The organism is Nostoc sp. DedQUE02, from assembly GCF_034531035.1.
Taxonomy (GTDB): domain Bacteria; phylum Cyanobacteriota; class Cyanobacteriia; order Cyanobacteriales; family Nostocaceae; genus Nostoc.
This window is the reverse complement of record NZ_JAVRBY020000011.1, coordinates 98,865-120,360: the sequence shown is the minus strand read 5'-3', so window position 1 is coordinate 120,360 and position 21,496 is coordinate 98,865. Positions and strand designations below refer to the sequence as shown.

The 21,496-nt window shown below is 39.5% G+C and carries 7 protein-coding genes; 4 read left to right on the top strand and 3 right to left on the bottom strand.

The features are described from left to right. Window positions 1–16: 16 nt before the first annotated feature. The 3 genes from RMX98_RS12410 (at window position 17) to RMX98_RS12400 (ending at window position 9,203) form a co-directional block, all read left to right on the top strand. Window positions 17–4,135, top strand: a complete 4,119-nt coding sequence (locus tag RMX98_RS12410; RefSeq protein WP_322677587.1) for an amino acid adenylation domain-containing protein — start codon at window positions 17–19, stop codon at window positions 4,133–4,135. An 8-nt stretch (window positions 4,136–4,143) separates the two neighbouring features. After that, window positions 4,144–7,404 (top strand): amino acid adenylation domain-containing protein, encoded by a 3,261-nt coding sequence (locus RMX98_RS12405; RefSeq protein ID WP_322677588.1) that lies wholly within the window; start codon window positions 4,144–4,146, stop codon window positions 7,402–7,404. A gap of 266 nt (window positions 7,405–7,670) precedes the next feature. Beyond that, window positions 7,671–9,203, top strand: a complete 1,533-nt coding sequence (locus RMX98_RS12400) for a glycosyltransferase (protein ID WP_322677589.1) — start codon at window positions 7,671–7,673, stop codon at window positions 9,201–9,203. A gap of 11 nt (window positions 9,204–9,214) precedes the next feature. Here RMX98_RS12400 and RMX98_RS12395 read toward each other — a convergent pair whose 3' ends face one another. Together RMX98_RS12395 and RMX98_RS12390 are read right to left on the bottom strand one after the other, a co-directional pair. Continuing rightward, window positions 9,215–9,622: a hypothetical protein gene (locus RMX98_RS12395; RefSeq protein WP_322677590.1), complete on the bottom strand. Its 408-nt coding sequence runs from the start codon at window positions 9,620–9,622 to the stop codon at window positions 9,215–9,217. A gap of 51 nt (window positions 9,623–9,673) precedes the next feature. Further along, window positions 9,674–10,774 carry an alpha/beta hydrolase gene (locus RMX98_RS12390; protein WP_322677591.1) on the bottom strand — a complete coding sequence of 367 codons (1,101 nt, stop codon included), beginning with the start codon at window positions 10,772–10,774 and terminating at the stop codon, window positions 9,674–9,676. Window positions 10,775–11,008: 234 nt separating this feature from the next. On the opposite strand from RMX98_RS12390, the gene RMX98_RS12385 reads away from it, so the two are divergent. Then, window positions 11,009–15,727: a non-ribosomal peptide synthetase gene (locus tag RMX98_RS12385; protein WP_322677592.1), complete on the top strand. Its 4,719-nt coding sequence runs from the start codon at window positions 11,009–11,011 to the stop codon at window positions 15,725–15,727. 80 nt (window positions 15,728–15,807) lie between these two features. On the opposite strand, the gene RMX98_RS12380 is transcribed toward RMX98_RS12385, so the two are convergent. Next, window positions 15,808–21,477 carry an alpha-2-macroglobulin gene (locus tag RMX98_RS12380; protein ID WP_322677593.1) on the bottom strand — a complete coding sequence of 1,890 codons (5,670 nt, stop codon included), beginning with the start codon at window positions 21,475–21,477 and terminating at the stop codon, window positions 15,808–15,810. Window positions 21,478–21,496 lie beyond the last annotated feature (19 nt).

The window sequence follows — 21,496 nt, the reverse complement described above, 5'->3', positions numbered from 1 at the left end:
TGGCAAAGATATTATTATGAGCCAGTATATTTTCAGTAACCTCAAGGCTGATGAAGAACTTAATTTTTCTGATGAAGCAGAGGTTTTTGTCTTCCCCACTTCTTTCGCCCAGCAGCGATTGTGGTTTCTCGACCAATTAGCAGTGGGTAATCCATTTTACAATGTGTCCACAGCGCTTCGCCTGACAGGTTCCCTCAATTTCACCGCATTAAAGCAGACATTCAACGAAATTGTCCGTCGCCACGAAACCTTACGCACTACGTTTATTATGGTAGAGCAGCAACCAGTGCAGGTAATTGCACCTAGCTTAACCATACCTCTTCCCCTAATAGATATACGCAATTTCGCTCAAGAACGTGAGACACAAGTACGGCGAATCGCAACCGCAGAGGCTCAACATCCTTTCAATCTCATTACCGGGCCATTGCTGCGAGTAAAGCTGCTACAAGTAGATGAAGCAGAATATGTGCTGCTGCTAAATCTACATCACATTGTTGCCGATGGCTGGTCAATTGGAGTGCTGATTAGAGAATTGGGGGTATTATACAAAGCTTTTGTAGAAAATAAGCGATGTCTAATGTCTTCATCCCTGCCAGAACTACCGATTCAGTATGCAGATTTCGCCCAATGGCAACGGGAGTGGTTGCAAGCAGTCGGGGAAAACGGCTGTTCGCCTTTACAAACGCAGTTAGTTTATTGGCAAAAGCAATTAGACGGGATTTCGGTGCTGAATCTCCCGACTGACCGAATAAGATCAGCAGTTCCAACCTACAGGGGTGCAAAACAATTTTTAGAGCTACCACACTCCTTAACTCAAGCGCTAGAGGCACTTAGCTACCAAGAAGATGTAACATTGTTTATGATTTTGCTTGCAGCGTTCCAGACTTTGCTCTATCGCTACACGCAGCAAGAGGATATTACAGTCGGTTCACCTATTGCTAATCGCAACCGTAGCGAATTAGAGGGGTTAATTGGTTTTTTTGTCAATAGTTTAGTGTTACGTAGCGATTTATCAGGAAACCCAACGTTTCAAGAATTATTAAATCGAGTGCGAGAGGTAACTTTAGAAGCATACAGCCATCAGGATTTGCCCTTTGAAAAGCTGGTGGAGGAACTTCATCCAGAGCGAGATTTGAGCCGCCATCCTTTATTTCAGGTCGTATTTAGTCTGCAAAATACTCCCATTGAAGCACTAGAGTTACCTGGGTTAAAGCTTTCGTTATTCGACTTCGACAGCAAAATTGCAAAGATTGATTTAGAGTTCCATCTGTGGCGAGACTTGGAAACTCTCAAAGGAGAAGTGGTGTATAGCACCGATTTATTTGAGCAAAGCACCATTACGCGAATGCTGGGGCATTTCCAAATACTTTTAGAAAGTATTGTTTTCAATCCAAAACAGCGTCTTTCAGATTTGGGTTTGCTGACTGAAAGAGAACGACAGCAATTATTAATTGATTGGAACCAAACTAAGAAAAGTTATCTAGATAACAAGTGTTTTCATCAGTTATTTGAAGCACGGGCAAAGCAAACTCCCGATGCGATCGCACTAGTATTTGGTAATCAAAAACTCAGCTATAAAGAGTTAAATATACGCAGCAACCAACTTGCACATTATATCAAAAAAATAGGTGTAAAGACTGAAACTATAGTTGGTATTTGTGTGGAGCGATCGCTAGAGATGATAATCGCGCTATTAGGTATCCTCAAAGCTGGAGGCGCATACCTTCCTTTAGATCCCAGCTATCCTCAAGAGCGTCTTAACTTCATGTTGGAAGATGCACAAGTTTCTGTATTGCTGACACAAGAAAAATTACTTCCAAATTTTACAAGATTCTCAAACAAAATTATTAGTATAGATAAAGACTGGGCAGCTATTACACAACATAGCCGAAAAAACCCAAATAGTTGCGTAACACTTGAAAACTTAGCTTATGTCATCTACACTTCTGGCTCAACAGGTCAGCCCAAAGGCGTTTTAATCGAACACCGAGGACTGTCTAATTTAGCAGCAAATCAGATTGAAGTTTTTAAATTGCAACCGAGTAATCGTATTCTGCAATTTGCATCATTGAGTTTTGATGCCTCAATTTTTGAGATTGTAATGGCATTGCAAATAGGAGCAACTCTTTATTTAGTAAATAAAAAATGCTTTCTACCTGGAAAAGCTTTGCTCCAACTATTGCAGGAAAAAGCGATTACTCATGTCACCCTGACACCTGGTGTTTTGGCAGTTTTACCCACAAAATCATTACCTGCACTGCAAACTATTATTTGTGCAGGTGAATCATGTTCCGAGGATATAGTAAAACGCTGGTGGAGTTCTAATCGGAGGTTCTTTAACGCTTACGGTCCTACTGAAGTAACTGTTTGGTCAACTGTTGCTGAAATTAAATCTGTAAGTGAAAATCCGCCTATTGGTCGCCCAATTGCTAACACTGAAATTTATATATTAGATCAGCATTTACAACCTGTACCAATTGGAATTTTAGGTGAATTATACATCGCTGGTGATGGATTAGCGCGAGGCTATCTCAACTGCCCTGAATTAACTGCCAAAAAGTTTATTCCCAATCATTTTAATTGCAAAAAAGGAGCAAGGCTTTACAAAACCGGTGATTTAGCCCGATATCGACCAGACGGTAATATTGAGTTTTTAGACCGCATCGATAATCAAGTCAAAATTCGCGGCTTCCGCATTGAGTTGTCAGAGATTGAAACAGTTATAAACCAGCATAATAATGTAGAAAAGGCAATTGTAATTGCTCAAGGTAATCTGTATGATAACAAGTATGTAGTAGCTTATATTGTTTCTAAGCCACCAACGGAGGAAACAATTATTGAACTACGTCAATTTTTAAAAGAAAAATTACCAGAATACATGATACCAAAAGTTTTTGTAATTCTGGATTCTCTGCCGTTAACGGCTAATGGCAAAGTCGATTATTATGCACTAAAAGCAGTTGATACTCAGAGCCGCTCAATAGATAAAACCTTTATTGCTCCTCGGACTCTAACTGAATCAACCTTGGCAAAAATCTGGGCTGAAGTCCTTAATGTTGAGAATGTAGGTATTTATGATAACTTCTTTGATTTGGGAGGAAATTCGCTACTAGCTATACGTTTATTAGACCAAATAAACAAACAGTTTGAGCGTGATTTACCCTTATCTAACCTATTTTTAAATCAAACAATTGAAAGTTTAGCAATTGCTCTATATTCCAAAACAGATTCTCTAGCGTGGTCTCCTTTAGTTCCGATTCAACCGAATGGTTCAAATCCACCTTTCTTCTGCGTCCATCCAATCTTTGGTGTTGTCTTTCCTTATTATGAATTAGCTCATCAATTGGGAATAAATCAGCCACTTTATGGACTACAGCCTATTGGAATTGATGGGGAAACTCCACTAAATCGCATTGAGAATATGGCTAGCCACTACATTAAAGCATTGCGCTCAGTACAACCGAAAGGCCCTTATTTTATAGGAGGTTGGTCTTTTGGAGGTTGGGTTGCTTTTGAGATGGCTCAACAACTTCAAAATTCTGGAGAAGAAGTAGCTCTACTTGCTGTGCTTGACACTGTAGCACCAATTAAGAGCAATCTACCTTCTTTAAGTAATGCTTTCAAGTTTATTTTTACTACAGTAGTGCCATATATGTGGCCCTTTTTCCTCGATTATTTGTATTTAATTACTGCTCCTAGTAAAAACCGGATTAATAGTTTAACTTCTCGATTTCTTACTTTTGAGAAATTGATGCGATCGCTCAAAACAAATCTGTTCTCGCATTTCACCCAAAAAGAGGATACCACACTCAACTTTGTATCTGAAGAATCCAAGCGAAGGCTTTTAAGTGAGTCAGCTATTTTTCCTATGCTTCGTGTTTTTTATGCCAATAGCCAAGCAGTTCTCAACTATGTTCCGCAAGTCTACCCTCAGCGAATTAATCTTTTTAGAACAAAAGTTCAGTTAAACGTTGCTGACGGAGAGCCGAGTATGGGTTGGGATCAGCTAACTGTGGGAGGAACGGAAATTCATCATATTCCTGGCAATCACCTAACCATGCTCAGAAAACCCCATATCCAGGTTCTCGCCGCACAATTAAGAGCCTGTATTGAGAAAGCACAAACTTTAAAATAAGGATTAATATGTCTTCTGAAGAGGTTTTTGTCTTTCCAGTATCTTTTGCCCAACAACGGTTATGGTTCCTTGACCAGTTGCTCCCTGACAATACTATTTATAATGTGCCGACAGTAATTCGCTTAACAGGTACACTTAACTTAACGGCACTGGAGCAGACTTTTAACGAAATTGTACATCGCCATGAAACCTTACGCACTACATTTATAGTGTTAGATGGACAACCTCTACAGGCGATTGCGCCCAGCTTAACAATACCTATTTCTGTATTAGACCTCCAGCTACTGCCAGATGGTGAAAGGGAAGTTGAAGTAAATAGTATTATTAACGCAGAGATAGAACATCCCTTCGATTTATCCTCCGGGCCATTGCTGCGAGTGAAGTTGCTTGTGCTTTCTAAAACAGAACATATTCTATTACTGAATATGCACCACATTATCTGCGACGATTGGTCTATTGGGGTGCTGATTCGGGAACTGGGAATACTGTACACAGCTTTTGTACATAACCAAACTCCGCTTTTATTAGAACTGCCTCTTCAATACGCCGACTTTGCCCACTGGCAGCGCGAATGGCTACAAGGAGAAGTACTGCAAACGCAGTTAACTTATTGGCAGAAGCAATTAAATGGTATTTCTATGCTGCATTTGCCTACCGATAAACCAAGACCAGCTATACAAAGTTATGAAGGAGCAACACAATTTTTTGAGTTACCAAAAAAGCTAACTGATGCATTAGAAAAGCTTTCGCAGCAAGAAAGTGTAACCTTTTTTATGATGCTGCTGGCAGCATTTAAAACTTTGCTTTACCGCTACACATATCAAGAAGATATTGCGGTAGGTTCACCAATTGCTAACCGTAACCGCAGCGAAATTGAGGGTCTTATTGGTTTTTTTGTCAATAGTTTAGTACTACGCATTAATTTATCTGGAAACCCGACTTTCCGAGAACTATTAGGCAGAGTCAGAGAGGTAACACTAGAAGCTTATAGTCAGCAAGATTTACCCTTTGACAAGCTAGTTGAAGAACTACATCCAGAGCGGAATTTGAGCTATCATCCTTTATTTCAAGTAGTATTTAGTTTCCAGAATGCGCCAATGTCAGCATTAGAATTGCCTGGATTAGCGCCTAGCTTTATGAATATTGATTTAAAAAAAACGCGCTTTGATTTAGAATTGCACTTATGGAAGTGTTCTGATGATTTCAGGAGCTTATGGGGTGCAAACTGGGAGTATTCTGAAGGGCTTCGTGGCGTAATAGTTTATAACACAGATGTGTTTGAGAAAGCTACCATTAATCGGATGCTGGATCATTTTAAAACTCTGTTGTCGAGCATTATTGCAAATCCAGAACAACGCATTGCAAATTTACCGATTTTAAGTGAAGCGGAGCTACATCAGCTATTAGTCGAATGGAATAACACTAATGCAAATTATCCTGATGATAAGTGTATCCATCAATTGTTTGAAGAGCAGGTACAACATCATTCTGATTCTATAGCATTAGTATTTGGTGACGAGCAACTGACTTATCAAGAGTTGAATATACGCAGTAATAAAGTAGCACAATACTTACAAAGATTCGGGGTAAGTTCAGAAAAATTAGTAGGTATTTGCATTTCACAGTCTATAGAAATGATAGTTGGCTTATTAGGCATTCTGAAAGCAGGAGGAGCATATCTTCCTTTAGATCCAAGCTATCCTCAAGAACGCCTAAAGTTTATGCTGGAAGATGCACAAGTTTCAGTATTGCTAACACAAGAAAGGCTGCTCAAGTCTTTTGAATGCTTTTTGAATCCAATTGTTTGCATAGATAAAGACTGGGTAATTATTACTCAAGAAAATAAAAATAATCTTGAAACTAGCGTTACATCTAACAATTTAGCTTATGTTATTTATACTTCTGGTTCTACAGGAAAACCCAAGGGAGTGGCTATAACTCACAAAGCTGTAAATCGACTAGTGTGCAATACAAATTATATAAAAGTATCACCATCAGATAAAATAGCACAAGCCTCAAACACTTCTTTTGATGCAGCAACATTTGAGATTTGGGGAGCGCTACTTAACGGCGCTCAACTTATAAGTGTTCCCAAAGATGTAATTATTTCGGCTCACGAATTGGCATTAGAGTTACAGCAAAAAGAAATTAATATCTTGTTTTTGACAACAGCTTTATTTCAACAGATCGCCAGAGATGTTCCGCAAGCTTTTGCTTCATTAAAATATTTACTATTTGGTGGTGAGATTGTTGACTCAAGATGGGTTAAAAAGATTCTACAACATGGTGCGCCACAGCATTTAGTTCATGTCTATGGGCCTACAGAAAATACAACATTTTCATCTTATTATTATATCCAAGAATTATCAGAATCAACTTCATTTATTCCCATTGGTTGCCCGATAAATAATACACAAATTTATATATTAGATACCCATTTCCAACCTTTACCTATTGGTGTTATTGGCGAATTATATATTGGTGGTGAGGGTCTGGCAAGAGAATATCTCAATCACTCTAAATTAACTGCTGAACAATTTATTACAAATCATTTTAGTAATAATTCAGGAACACGTCTTTATAAAACGGGTGATTTAGCCCGCTATTTACCAGATGGCAATATTGAATTTTTAGGACGGATTGACAATCAAGTAAAGATTCGTGGCTTCCGCATTGAATTATCAGAGATTGAAGCGGTGTTGAGTGAACATCCAGCAGTGAGAGAAACAGTGGTTATTGCTGATGAGGATATACCTGATAATAAGTATTTGGTGGCTTATATTGTTCTTAATGTAGTAAAAGTATCAGATTTAGCATCTGTACTACGTAAATACTTGAAAGAAAAGTTACCAGAATACATGATGCCAACAGCTTATGTGATGCTGGAATCAATACCATTAACTCCTAATGGCAAAATAGACCGTCGTGCTTTACCTAGACCCAATATAGTAGCTTTCGATAGATATGATTATGTAGCGCCGCGATCGCAAGTTGAAAAGTTACTTGGAGAAATTTGGGCTAAAGTCTTGGGAAAAGAGCAGATAGGCGTTCATGACAATTTTTTTGAATTGGGCGGTCATTCTCTACTGGCGACTCAGTTAATTTCCCGAATCCGAGATACCTTTCAAATAGATGTAACTGTACGCAATTTGTTTGAAGCACCAACTATTGAACAACTTGCTAAGTGCATTGATACAATGTTTTGGGCAGCAAAAGGTGCTGATAAAACTCAAGCTACGGGACAAAAGCGAGAAGACGTTGAATTTTAACTTATCATTTATGTCATTCGGTATATGTGCGATCGCCGCAGAGCGATTAACTTAAACATTAGGAAAAGGCGTGAACTGGCTGGCTGGGTTTAAGTTAAAGGGAATCAATAAAAGCCCTTTGACTTACTTTTTCATGGTATTTATCTACAGCCTCACTACCTGCGTTTTTTAGTCTTGGCAGTTTTTAACAAGCTCACTAAGCTGTTATGCTGCCGTCTTCAGGCAAAAATCTCTAGTAGAAATCAACCTGTATTAGGAAGTGGGCTATGCATATTGGATTTCTCAACCCTCAAGGCAATTTTGATTCAGGCAATAGTCACATCACGAAACACCCAGATTTTGGGGGTCAGCTGATCTACGTTAAGCAAACCGCCATAGCTATAGCTCAAATGGGTCATAAAGTTGATATTCTCACTCGTCAAATTATTGACCCGGAGTGGCCAGAGTTTGCCGAAGTGATTGACACTTATGCAGGGATCGATAACGTCCGCATTATCCGCTTACCAGCAGGGCCAAAAGAATTTCTCTCTAAAGAGTTGTTATGGCCTCATCTGGTTACTGATTGGGTACCCAACATCTTGAAATTTTATCAACAGGAAGGTAGCTTACCCGATGCAATGACTGCTCACTACGGCGATGGAGGATTGTGTGGCGTTCTCATTGAAAATGAGACAGGCATACCTTTTACCTTTACTGCTCATTCTCTCGGCGCTCAAAAGATGGACAAACTGGAAGTTACCCCAGAAAATCTCACAGAAATAGACGAGCAATTCTATTTCAGATATCGCATCTTAGCCGAACGCCTGAGCATGAATCGTTCGGCTATTAATATCACCAGTACACGACAAGAACGCTTTGAACAGTATTCTCATCGAGTCTATAGTGGTGCAGTGGATGTAGACAATGACAACCGTTTTGCAGTGATTCCACCGGGAGCAGATTTCTCGATTTTTGGTGCAAAGGCGCGTTACGAAAACGAGGAGGCTACCGAAGAGTTCATTCAAGAGCGATTGGCACGAGACATTGCAGAAGCCCGTCGAGATTTGCCTGTCATCCTAGCATCCAGTCGATTAGAGCTTAAAAAAAATATATTAGGGCTAGTGCAAGCCTTCGCAATGAGTCCAACACTTCAGGAACGAGCTAACTTGGTGATACTTACAGGGGGGCTGGACGATCCTTTACGAGAGGAAACTAGTGATGGCACGGCTGAAGAGGTATTAGCTCCGATTCGAGAAGTAATCAAAGAAAACGACTTGTGGGGCAAGGTGAGTGCCTTTGGCTTGTCAGATCAGTCTCAAGAGTCACTGGCAGCAGCTTATCGGTTTATGGTAAAACGCCGCTCGGTGTTCGCGCTGACTGCACTCTATGAACCCTTTGGGCTTGCTCCCTTAGAAGCAGCAGTTGCAGGTTTACCAGTGGTAGCAACCAAGAATGGTGGCCCCAGTGAGAGCTTGCAACAGGGAAATAAGGAATATGGCGTACTCGTTGACCCTGAAGATACTGCTGATATTGCACGGGGCTTGGAGCGGTTGCTATGTGATGCTAACGAATGGGAGTATTTTGCCCAAGCTGGTCAGCAACGAGTACTGAAGAAGTACACTTGGGAATCTACTGCTGAAAACTACCTGACTTTGCTTGAGCAGATTGTGTCTTCATCAGAAACCCGCCCTCGCGCTGAACTCCTTCCCATCCATTCCTACTTCCTTAATCCAGAATCCCAAGCGGATGTTTTTTTGGAAGAATTGGGCGATCTCTACTTCGGATCTAATCAAAAGGTACTAAGTACAGCATTTCCTTAATTCGTAGCGAATTAAATTTGGCAATACCCTGCAATGACAATAGACTTCTTGCATAAGTCGGGAAAAGGGCAAGGGGGAAGGGGAAAAAGTTCTGTATTGTCCCCTTCCCCTTTAACCTTTACCCTTTTCCCCCTCTTGTAAAAAGCACAAATGCCAAGAGGTCTAATGAATGCGTTGGCTTGCATTGTTAATGCGTTGGCTTGCATTGTTAATGCATCGGCTTGCATTGTTAATGCATCGGCTTGTATTGTTAATGCGTCGGCTTGCATTGTTAATGCGTCGACTTGCATTGTTAATGCGTCGACTTGTATTGTTAACGCGTCGGCTTGCATTGTTAATGCATCGACTTGTATTGTTAATGCATCGGCTTGTATTGTTAATGCGTCGGCTTGTATTGGAAACGCTACGCTTTTACGCAAAACTCTACTAAGTACATCTAGCCTTTAAATAAGCTTCAGTAGCGATCGCAGCTATAAGCAGCCAGTACAAAATGCGCTGACTGCTTCGGCAAACTGCTGGTTTTGTTCCATTAATGCCATGTGTCCACCTGGTTTTAGGGTAACTTTTTCAGAGTAAGGTAATTCTGCTTTCATGCGATCGCTCGCTACAGGTTTAGTTGCTATATCTGAAAACCCACACATTACCAATACAGGCACATTAATAGTTGCAAGTGTTTCTGTTTCGTCAAACTTCAACATTCCCAGTGTGCCACGAGCCAGCACACCAGGTGAACCCAATGCTGATAATAAACCTGCAAAACTTAGTTGACCGCGTGTTTCAGTACCGGTAAATCCAGATAGTTCGACGGTGATATACAGTGAACCATTAAAATACGAGAGCCAAGTCATCAACCAAAAAATCGGCCACAACACGATAGTCAGGTACAACACAGGTTCGAGTAGCGGTTTCTGCAATTTACGTACCAAATTGCTAAAAATGCAAGTTTTTACCGGATTTGTGTAAGTAGTATCTACAAGAATTAACCCAGCCACCCGACTCCCTAATTGCTCTGGAAACAGGCGACAAAATGTCAGGTTAATCATCCCACCCATGCTGTGTCCCAACAAAATAACAGGTTTATCCCCTGCTATGGCAATTACAGCTTCCAAGTCACGGGCATATTTTTCTATAGAGTGATCGTTGTTTTTCGGTTTGGGGGATTTTCCTAAACCTGGTAGATCCCAAACAATCACTCGGAAGCGATCGCCTAATTGTCGTTTGGCATAATACCATATAGTACTGTTTGGCCCCCAACCATGTGACAAAATAATTGGTTGACCATCTTCAGGCCCAAAAAACTCTACTTGCAACACGCTCCCATCTGGACGTGGCAAGCGCTGCACGGTTTTGCTACGCATAAACTTGGGTTCCTCGTTTCCAGGACGACGTAGCAATGGCAAACTGATAAAACGGCCGCCAAAAGTCCACAAAACCATTACTAATCCAGCCACCAAGTATGAAGTTCCTAAAAGTTCTCGTTCGTACCACTCATAGAGAATGTAAATCCCCCCGCCAAGTACACCAATTGACAGCAGTTGAACCAGCCATATAAACAGAAAATTATGAGGCATGAATATCATGAGCCTAAACCTTGTGATACGTTGTTAACTGCTTTTAGCTTCATACCATAGTTAGAATCATCCAACTTTCACTCCCAAGAATGATTTATACAATGTTGTAAGTGTGATAAAAATGCTGGGTTAGTTGATAAACAGCTTAAAGTGGTAAAAATAATTATTTACAAATAATGTTGATTCTGCCTTCAACTTTTTATTAAATAACAACTGTTCCTAAGGGGTTTAATTTTGAATACAGTTGAGCTATTATCTTATCTTCGCAGTTTAGATATTCAAATTTTTATTGACAGTGAAAAATTTGGTTGTAACGCGCCTGAAGGAACTCTTACAGTAGAACTGCGTGCAGCAATTCAAGAGCGTAAAGCAGAAATTATTGAATTTTTAAAAGCAAGTAATCGTACCAATAACCACAGTTTTAGACCTCTTGTATCAATTTCACGTTCTCAAAATCTTCCTCTCTCCTTTGCTCAACAAAGGCTGTGGTTTCTTGACCAATTAATCCCTAATAATCCTTTCTATAACATTCCAGTAGCACTACATCTAACAGGTTCGCTAAATAAAGCCGCGCTAGAGCAAACTTTTAACGAAATTGTGCAACGACACGAAGCTTTACGTACCAATTTTGTCATCCAGTCAGGGCAACCAGTTCAGCTAATTAATCCGACGCTAACTATTACTTTACCAATAATAGATTTACGGCAATTGCCACAAGCCGAACGAGAAATACAAACACGACAATTCACTAATCAAACAGCTCAACGTTCTTTCAATTTATCAACTGATTCGTTGCTGCAAGTAAAACTGCTGTGGTTGGATGACACACAATACATCCTGCTGCTGAATATGCACCATATTGTTTCTGATGGTTGGTCTATTGGAGTGTTAATTCAAGAGATAGCAGCACTTTATACAGCTTTTGCTAACAATCAACCTTCTCCTCTGCCGAAACTTACAATTCAATATGCAGACTTTGCATACTGGCAACGCCAATGGTTGCAGGGGGAAGTATTAGAAAATCAACTCGATTACTGGCAAAAGCAATTAGACGGTATTTCTATATTAAATCTACCAACCGACAGACCAAGACTAGGTGTTCAAACTTACCAAGGTGCAAGGCAACCTCTGCAATTATCAAAAAGTTTGAGCGCAGCACTTTTAGCTCTCGGACAGCAAGAAGGGGTAACTTTGTTTATAACCCTACTAGCAGCATTTAAAGTTTTACTTTATCGGTATACACAACAAGAAGATATTGCTATTGGTTCACCCATTGCCAATCGCAACCGGAGTGAAATTGAAGAATTAATTGGTTTTTTTGTCAATAGCTTAGTACTGCGTACCGAGCTATCAGGAAACCTAACTTTTCGAGAATTATTGAGTAAAGTTAAAGAGGTAGCTTTAGAGGCTTATGCTCATCAAGATTTACCTTTTGAAAAACTCGTAGAAGAACTACATCCAGAGCGTAATTTGAATCAAAATCCGCTCTTTCAAGTGGTGTTTGCTCTGCAAAATGCGCCGATATCAGCATTAGATTTAACTGGTTTAACTTTAAGTCCGCTACCATTTGATACGGAAACAACACGCTTTGATTTGGAGTTCCACCTGTGGGAACCAAATACTCAAAATGGTTTATGGGTAGATAGTTCAGAAGGAATTAGTGGGTTTGTAATTTACAGCACTGATTTATTTGATGATGCTACTATCACCAGGATGTTAGAACACTTCCAAATATTACTTGAGGGTATAGTTGCCAATCCAGAACAACAAATTGCACAATTATTGCTTTTAAGTGAAAATGAGCTAAATACTTTATTAGTTCAATGGAATGATACTCAGTTAGAGTATCCACAAGATAAGTGTGTACATCAGTTAATTGAGAGCGTTGCAGAACATAATCCTGATGCAACTGCACTAGTATTTGGTGATGAAAAACTCACCTATAAAGAGTTAAATATACGTAGTAACCAACTTGCACATTATCTAATAAAATTAGGAGTTAAAAGCGAAGTTTTAGTAGGGCTTTGTGTAGAACGCTCTTTTGATATGGTAATTGGGATGTTGGGCATCCTGAAAGCAGGTGGAGCTTATGTGCCTCTAGATCCAAGCTATCCATCTGAACGTTTAAATTTTATGATTGAAGATGCTCAAGTCTCAGTTTTATTAACTAACGAGCAATGGCTTGAAAGTTTGCAAAATAGTAATTCAAATATAATCTGTTTAGATAAAAATTATGAAATTATTGCTCAAGAAATTGAAGATAATCTTCCTAGTGAAGTTGCAGCAGACAATCTTGCTTATGTAATTTATACCTCTGGCTCAACAGGAAAGCCTAAAGGCGTACAAATTGAACATAGAGGATTATTAAATCTGGTTTTTTGGCATCAAAAAGCTTTTGCAGTTTCACCTCTTGACCGAGTAACGCAGATAGCCGGGGTTGCCTTTGACGCTTGCAGTTGGGAAATTTGGCCTTATCTTAGTGCTGGAGCAAGCATCTATATTGTAGATGATGAAATTAGGCGATCGCCAGAATATCTGCGAGATTGGTTAATATCACAACAAATAACAATTTCTTTCTTACCAACGCCGATAGCAGAGAAGTTTTTATTATTAGATTTTCCTGAAGATGCAGCTTTACGAATATTGCTTACAGGTGGAGACAAACTCAATCAATATCCTTTAGTTTCCCACTGTTTCCAAGTACTTAATAATTATGGCCCTACTGAAAACACGGTTGTTACAACTTCTGGTCAGATTTCTGTTAAGAATAAAGATAGTTTAGTACCTGTAATTGGTAGTGCGATCGCTAATACCCAAGTTTATATATTAGATAAACATTTACAACCAGTACCCATAGGCGCTTCAGGAGAGTTATATATAAGTGGTGATGGATTGGCACGAGGTTATTTAAACCGTCCTGATTTAACTGCTGAATCCTTCATTTATCATAGTTTTACTAATAAGTTAAAAGCCCGAATTTATAAAACAGGTGATTTAGTCCGCTATCGAGTAGATGGCAAAATTGAGTTTTTAGGCCGCCTTGACGAGCAGGTAAAAATCCGTGGCTACCGCATCGAGTTGGGCGAAATTGAAACAGTGCTGAGTCAGCATCCAGGAGTACAGCAAACTGTAGTATTAATTTGTGAGAATGAAGAAGAAAAGCGTTTAGTAGCTTATGTCGTAGCGACTGAATATAACAGTGAACAGGAGAATATGCAATTAATGCAATTGCAGAACGAGCAGGTTTTGCAATGGCAGATGCTTTATAACGAAACTTATAATCAACCTGCGGCTGATTCAGATGCAACATCCAATTTTGTCGGTTGGAACAGTAGTTACACAAATCAGCCTATTCCAGTAGAGCAAATGCGTGAGTGGGTGAATAATCAAGTAGCGCAAATTTTGGCTTTGCAACCTAAGCGAGTATTAGAAATTGGTTGCGGAACAGGTTTAATTTTGTTCAGAGTTGCACCTCACTGCACTCAATACTGTGGAACCGACTTTTCGCTAGTTTCACTTAACTACATTCAGCAGCAGTTAGAAAAGCAAAAAATACCGCAAGTCGCACTTTATCAGCAAATGGCTACTGACTTTAAAAAAGTAGAAACAGCAGCTTTTGATGTAGTAATTCTGAACTCAGTTGTACAATACTTTCCGACTATTGATTATTTGATTAGTGTTTTAGAAGGTGCTGTGAGGGCAACTGCTCCGGGTGGCTTTATTTTCATAGGGGATGTGCGTAGTTTGCCACTTTTACAAGCTTTTCATGCATCAGTTCAACTCTATCAAGCTGAACCTTCCCTTACCCGTTCCGAGTTGCAGCAACGGGTTAAAATGCAAATTTTTCAAGAAACAGAGTTGGTGATTGACCCAGCTTTTTTTAGGGCAATAAAGGAATATTTTCCCCAGATTAGCGATGTCAAAATTCAACTTTTACGCGGACGCGATCGCAATGAGCTAATTCAATTTAGATACAATGTGATTATTCATATTGCTCATAAAACTATTAATAATACTGGAAATTATTCGGTAATAAACTGGTATGAAGATAATTTAACAGTGTCATCAGTGCGTCAGTTATTAATTGACAATCAACCAGAAGCATTATGTATTAATAATGTACCTAATGCGCGTGTTATGGCAGCAGTTAAAACAGCCGAATGGCTATCAGATGTAGAAGGTTTTAAAACTGTAGGTCAAATTCGTAAAGCTTTGCAAGAAATCGAAAATATCGGAATAGAACCAGAAGATTTTTATACACTGGATGTACCTTACAAAGTTGATATTACCTGGTCAAATTCAAGTATTGAAGGATGCTATGATGTGATTTTTGTACGGCAAGATGAAATAGTTAATAGAGCTATTTTTCCACATAGTACGGCTCACTCTCGTCCTTGGCAATCTTACGCAAATAATCCCTTACAAGCCAAAGCTGCGCGTAAATTAGTGCCACAGTTGCAGACTTATATAGCAGAAAAACTGCCTGAGTACATGATGCCATCAGCTTTTATAGTATTAGAGTCTTTACCTTTAACAACTAATGGTAAAGTCAATCGCCGCGCTTTAAGAGCATTTTATGATGCAATGAAACCCCAATTGTCTGAAAATTATCTCGCACCTCGAACTGCTGTGGAAGAAGCGTTGACAAAAATTTTTGCCGAGGTTTTGGGACTTAAGCAGATAGGAATTTATGACAATTTCTTTGAATTAGGTGGTCATTCATTACTGGCAACTCAGCTCGTCTCTAGAGTGCGCGATATTTTGCATGTGGAGTTACCTTTGCGTAGCGTATTTGAGGCACCGACAATTGCACAAGTATCTCAGGTAATAGAAAGCTTTAAAGAAAGCAATGCTCAAAGTCAAGCACCAGTTTTACTACCATTATCGCGTGAAAGTCGGCGGATTAAGTTATCTTCCTTAGGGACTTATAGCAAAAAAAATATCTCATCGTAGTGGCGCACAGCGCCTCTACAAATGTAAAAATAATTTGGGATAATTTATTTTTTGTCAGTCCGATAAAAGAAGATTACACATCAGGAATGCTCCTCTAATATTACTGTAGACTCAGCAGTACGCCCAAATTCTTCTGGTGCATATTGCAAATGAACTTCTGCACCAGGCCAAGAAAATGTCCCAGGAGTAACAGAACGGACTAAGTAATGCAGACTATAAACTCCTGGTTCTAAGTGGTCGGCGTAGGCGATAATGCGATCGCGGTAGATATTTCTAAAACCAAGTTCCCAGCTATCGGCTTTTGCTTGTAATGCGGCTGTGGTAGTTTGAAAACTTGCATCCACCGCCTCAAAACCTGATGGTAGGGGATCTTTAATCACTATATGATCCACGGGGCGATCGGCAATGATTTCTAAACCAATATCAAACACCTGTCCCGAGGCTAAAGTCAAGGGTTTATCGAACGCGTAAAGACCTGTTTTTTGTAAAACTTTCTCTTTATTTACTTGACTAATTTCTCGTGTTATGCGTAAACCATTAAATCTTCCTGGTTGATTTCCCTGCAAGCGATAATTATAAGCAACCAGATAGTGCAAAGTGCCATTACCTACTTTTTGTAACGTTAAATCATTACGACCACGAGGTAATTGATTCATCGGCACATTTCGTTGTAAATTAGGATTTTTATAACCTTCAAAGCGATTTTCTCCTAACCTATTACCAGCTAATTGCACTGTTGCAACAAAATTAGGCGGCGTGGGTTGGAGTTGGCTATATTCTACTAAAGCTGTTAAGGCTTGAGCATTATTATAGTTAGTTTGCCACGTGCCATTGCGTCGCAATGCGAGAAGACTTTGGAATAACTTATCTACAACTTCGGGTTTACTTTGTTTGGCAATAAACAAGCGTAAAGCTTCAGCCTGCGTCGCAGTAGATGAACTCATCCAACCCCAATTACCTGGGAAACTGACAACTGCAGTGCGACCAGTTTCATAAATATTCTGTTGCAGCTTGTTTACTAATTGTTGAGATTCATCTTGCCATTCAGGGAATTGGGATAAGTATCGCGCCAATTTAATTTGAGTTACTAAATCAAAGTTATTGCGCTGTTCATAAATATCTGCAAGGAAAGTATTGCGTTTATCACCAAGTTCTGCTAAAGCGATTAAAGCATTAAGTTGCAGTTGCCTTTTACATAGTACTTGTTTACAAAAATCATATTCTCCAGGATTCGCGAGAACTTTTTGCAGATAAGTTTTGAGGCGAGACAGCATTGCAGAATCGACTAAATTAGGAAATACCTGACTGGCTTTAACCAAAGATTCACCTGCATAAGAAGAAATCCAAGGGTCAGATTTTTCTTGTTTGGGGAAAGCAGTAAAACCACCATCGGCTATTTGGAGTTTTTGCAATTGTTCAATGGCTTGTTTTGCCTGTTGGCTAGGATTAAATTCTGAAAATGCCTGACCATATTTTTGGGTAATAGTTTGCAGATTGGCAGCAATTATTAACTGGCTTGCAGCAGGTTCTGTAAACGGCAAATCATTATCTTCTAAAACCTGCTTTGCTGGTGCTTGAATCTCTGGAATTAAGGTACTCGCCAACTGAATATCTAAACCTCCTGCATCAGGGAAGGTATTTTTATCAACATTCAAGGGAATTTTTACCTGTTTTTCAGTAACACCAGTTTCAACGACTTGTTCTGTAATTTCAATTGGCTTAATTTCCAAAGGAACTTCAAAAGCATCTGCGGCTGTACCATTTAGTTGGGTGGTAAAGCGAACTTTACCAACTCCCACACTATCCGCCACCATTGGAAAGCGATAAGCATGAGTTGCAGATTCAGCTTTGGTTTGCAAAGAATTCGCTGTGGGGTTTTTGTCAGCAAACTTCACATTACCGCTAAGTTCGCCATTAATTGAGAGATTTCCGGTATTCCCAGTGTTGTTAGTTACAGATAAACCAGCGAGGATGCGATCGCCTGGACGGGCAAATTGTGGCAAGATGGCATTAGTTAGCAGTGGCTTGGTAGCAATAAACGTCGCGTCTCCATTCCCGAAACGGAGATTTCCATCGGTAGCGACAGCCATCACCCGCCATGTAGTTAAATCATCTGGAAGTTTAAAGGTTATCTGTGCATTACCATTTGCATCGGTGAGAACAGAACCATTGTAGTAAGCTAAGGCTTGAAAGTCTGTGCGGGCGCGAGTATTAGCTGCACCAGTTGAGAAACCACCGCCATAACCCCAACCTTTGGGTTTAGCTACATCTTGTGCTTGTAGTATTACATCCGCGCGATTATCGTTAAAGCGGGTAGGTATTACCTGTTCTGCATAAACTGTATCTACCAAATCTGGCGGACGATAACCAGAAAGTTGTAACACCGCTTCATTTACCACCATGACTGTAAACTGTCCTTTGGTGGGATTGCCTTGATTATCCTTCAGTTCCAGTTGTACCGTTTCCTCTGCACCAGGTTCTAATGATGCTTGTACTGGCTTAACTTGCAGTTTTAAATACTTATCTTCTAAGTTAACTTTAAAAGGTGTAAAACCAATCTTCACCAAGTTATCTAAACTTCCCGCTTCCACTTGGTTTATCGGTTTACCTTGCCTGACTAAGACAGCTTCGATGGCTGCATTGGGCAGCATTTCTGGCGTGACTTGAAACTGAATTTTTGGTGTGCCTCCTTGAACTTTGGTAATTTGCTGATAAATGGGTTTGTCTTTAATCACAGCAAAGTACAATTCTGCATCCGGATAGGGAGATTGAATTAGTACAGTAGCAGTTTCACCAGGTTTAAACTCTTTTTTATCTAATTTAACTTCTAAGACATCTTTTTCTTTAGAACCCCAAAATACAGGATTTTCTCCAGTTGCCCAAATTTGTAAATCTGTAGCACTTGATTCGCCTTTGGCATCACTAAAATTAACTCTAATCCGGTATGAACCAGATTCCGGTGCTGTCAAATTTACCGACTGCGGATTGCTAGCAGATGTAATTTCTGTTTGTCCTACTGTTTTATATTCAACTTGATTTTTTGGAGTTCGGCTACCTTCCACTAATTGCGTAACACTGCTGTATTTAATTTGTTGTAATTCCAGCCGTACCCGTTGACCTGTTATCGGTTTTCCTGTAGGGTCAGTAACAATTACTTCAATAGGGAAAGCCTTCCCAGCATCAGCGATGAAATTACTTTTTAACCCGATAAGGCGATTACTTGGTAAGGCTGTAAAAGTTTTGGAATTCGCTACAGACAGATTAGAAACATCTGCAACTTGTACATCCACCTGGTAAGTCATCGGATATGGTAAATCATTAGCCACATTCACAGTTTGACTACTTTTACCATTAGCATCTAGCTGGGTACTAGTTTGCAATACATCACTAGATATAGTGGGGGTTTCTTCCGGCCATAACCATTGCCTACCAAAACTAAATTCCTCCCAACCTTTAGGAATAAAATCAGCCTGCTGGCGAGTGATAAAATATTTTGCTTCTCCACCTTCTACAGGCGCACCAAATAAATAATTACTTGTAGCATTAATATTAACTTTCTCGTCAATGAGAGCAAATTCTTTATCTAAGTTGAGTTCGACTTTAAAATTGGGTGGCTTAAACTCAGCTACCCGAAATTCTCCAGAAATTTCTTGCCCGTTCTTAGCCTTAGCCTGGATTGTATAATAGCCTAAACGCTGAGTAGTCTTGATTGGCAGTTCCAGAGAAAATGTACCAAATTCATTTGTCGTTTGCGTACCTAAATTAGTTTTTTGCCCATCAGGATTAACCAAAGTTAATTGGTAAACAGCATTTTTATCTTGCTGGATTCCACTATTTTGTAAATAGTCCGCGAAACCAGTTAACCAAGCTTTTTCACCCGGTTGATATAACTGTCTATCCGAGAAAATTACCCCGCGTGATTCTGGTTTGCCATCTTGCCAACCCGCATCGATACCATATCCATAAACGCCGCTATATTCCTCAACTCTGGAAAATGCCCAATCTTGATTTTCACGGGCAATTACTAATAATTGTGGTGATTTACTAGAACTTTCATTTCCCGAATAACATTGCTGTAATCCTTCACGAGTAATTACCAAAGTTCCATTTTCATCAGTTTTACCTGTTGCACAAGGTACAGGTTCAGGGCGAGATTTAGCCTGTAATTTTGATTGATAAATTTCCACAGCAGCCGCTTGAACTGGCGAACCATCTGTAAGATGATTGACGCGAATTAAACCTGACTCAGGAAACCACTGAGTAAATACGCCCAAATTCGTCAACTCAACCATGCCATAAGTTGTAGGTTCACGCCATAGTTCCTTACCATTTTCCTGATATTTATTAGTGCGGGCTTGCACTCCATAAGCTAACATTCCCGTAGCTGCACTGATTTTTTCCCGCAGAGGAACAGCAACGTCAACTGATTGATTTTTCTTACCCGATACCTTAAAGCTTTGCCAATCAGAAGGTTGTGGTAATAAATCACTACTATTATTAAAATAAACTAAATCTGTTGGGTTAACTACTCGATAAGCTGCTTTGTACTTAGATTCTGGTAGATTTCCCGTACTAATATTTAGCTGCAAATCTTTACCTGTGGGGAAAATATTCAAATCTGATGGTACCCAAATATCCCCAGCTAAATCTCCAGTATCATATTTAAATGTGACGGGTTTACCTAAAGTCTGTCCAAACTTATCTTTGAGATTAGCGCCGATAGTAATTGTATAAGTCTTGGCGGGTTCTAGCGCATAAGGATTGATGCCGACAATTTTATCTTCATCATTTACTTGCAAAATTCTGGAAATTTCTTTGGGTGCTGGATTAATGGTAATATTTTCTTTAGCTGATTCTGCTAATAAAACGTTATTAAATTCTAGCTGCGGACTGCCTTTAATAAATCTTCCATAGGTTCCGCCTGAATCCGGCTGTCCGTAATAGTTAATTTTTTGAAATGCCAAAGGCGAATAAGTTGCTAACTTACTGGCAAATTCTTTCTCTGTAGCTAGATTGCCATAAGCAGGACGTATTCCTGGAGAAAATACCAGGCGATAACTAGTTGCTTTTTCGAGATTTTGCTGCGGAATGAGATTATAAATCCAGTTGCGGGCTGAAGGATCAAATTTTTCTAAAGAGTCTTCTTCATTTTTTACTGGTTTTTCTTCTTTGTTTAATTCGACTTTGAAGCCTACACCCTTATTTTTTCCTTCAGGAATTAACTGCAAATGTTCTTGTACAGAAGCTAAATCTAATTCGACATTGGAAGTAAACTGTAATTTCTGTTGTAAATCAATTGGTTCTATATCAGCTTTCTCAATGGGATTAACACCGGGTAAATTAGTCAGATTTATAGATTCGGTATTAAAAGTCCAAGGTAAATCTTTGTCTAAGCGATGGTTTTTTAAATCGGTTAAACCTGTTTTGAGGGTAACTTGAAATCTTGTCGCTATTGGCAATGCTTTCTCGGCTTGAAAACCCACCATACGCGGTGTTAAAAAGCGAAATTGACCGGGTAAAGGCGGCCAAAGGGCAAATTTTTGTAACAACTTTTCCTGTTCTGGACTGTCAAGACTTTCAACTGGGATTAAAGCCTCTTTAAAGCGGATGCAGATTTGGTTAAGAGATTTCGCATCCCCAATGGGACTAATTTGTTCAATCCAGTCTGGTAATTTTGGTGGTGTGAGTGGGGATACGACCGGGAGTTGTTCTTTACTTGAGTTGATACCAAAAAAATTACATCCTGTCATCGCTAGCATAAATGTAAAG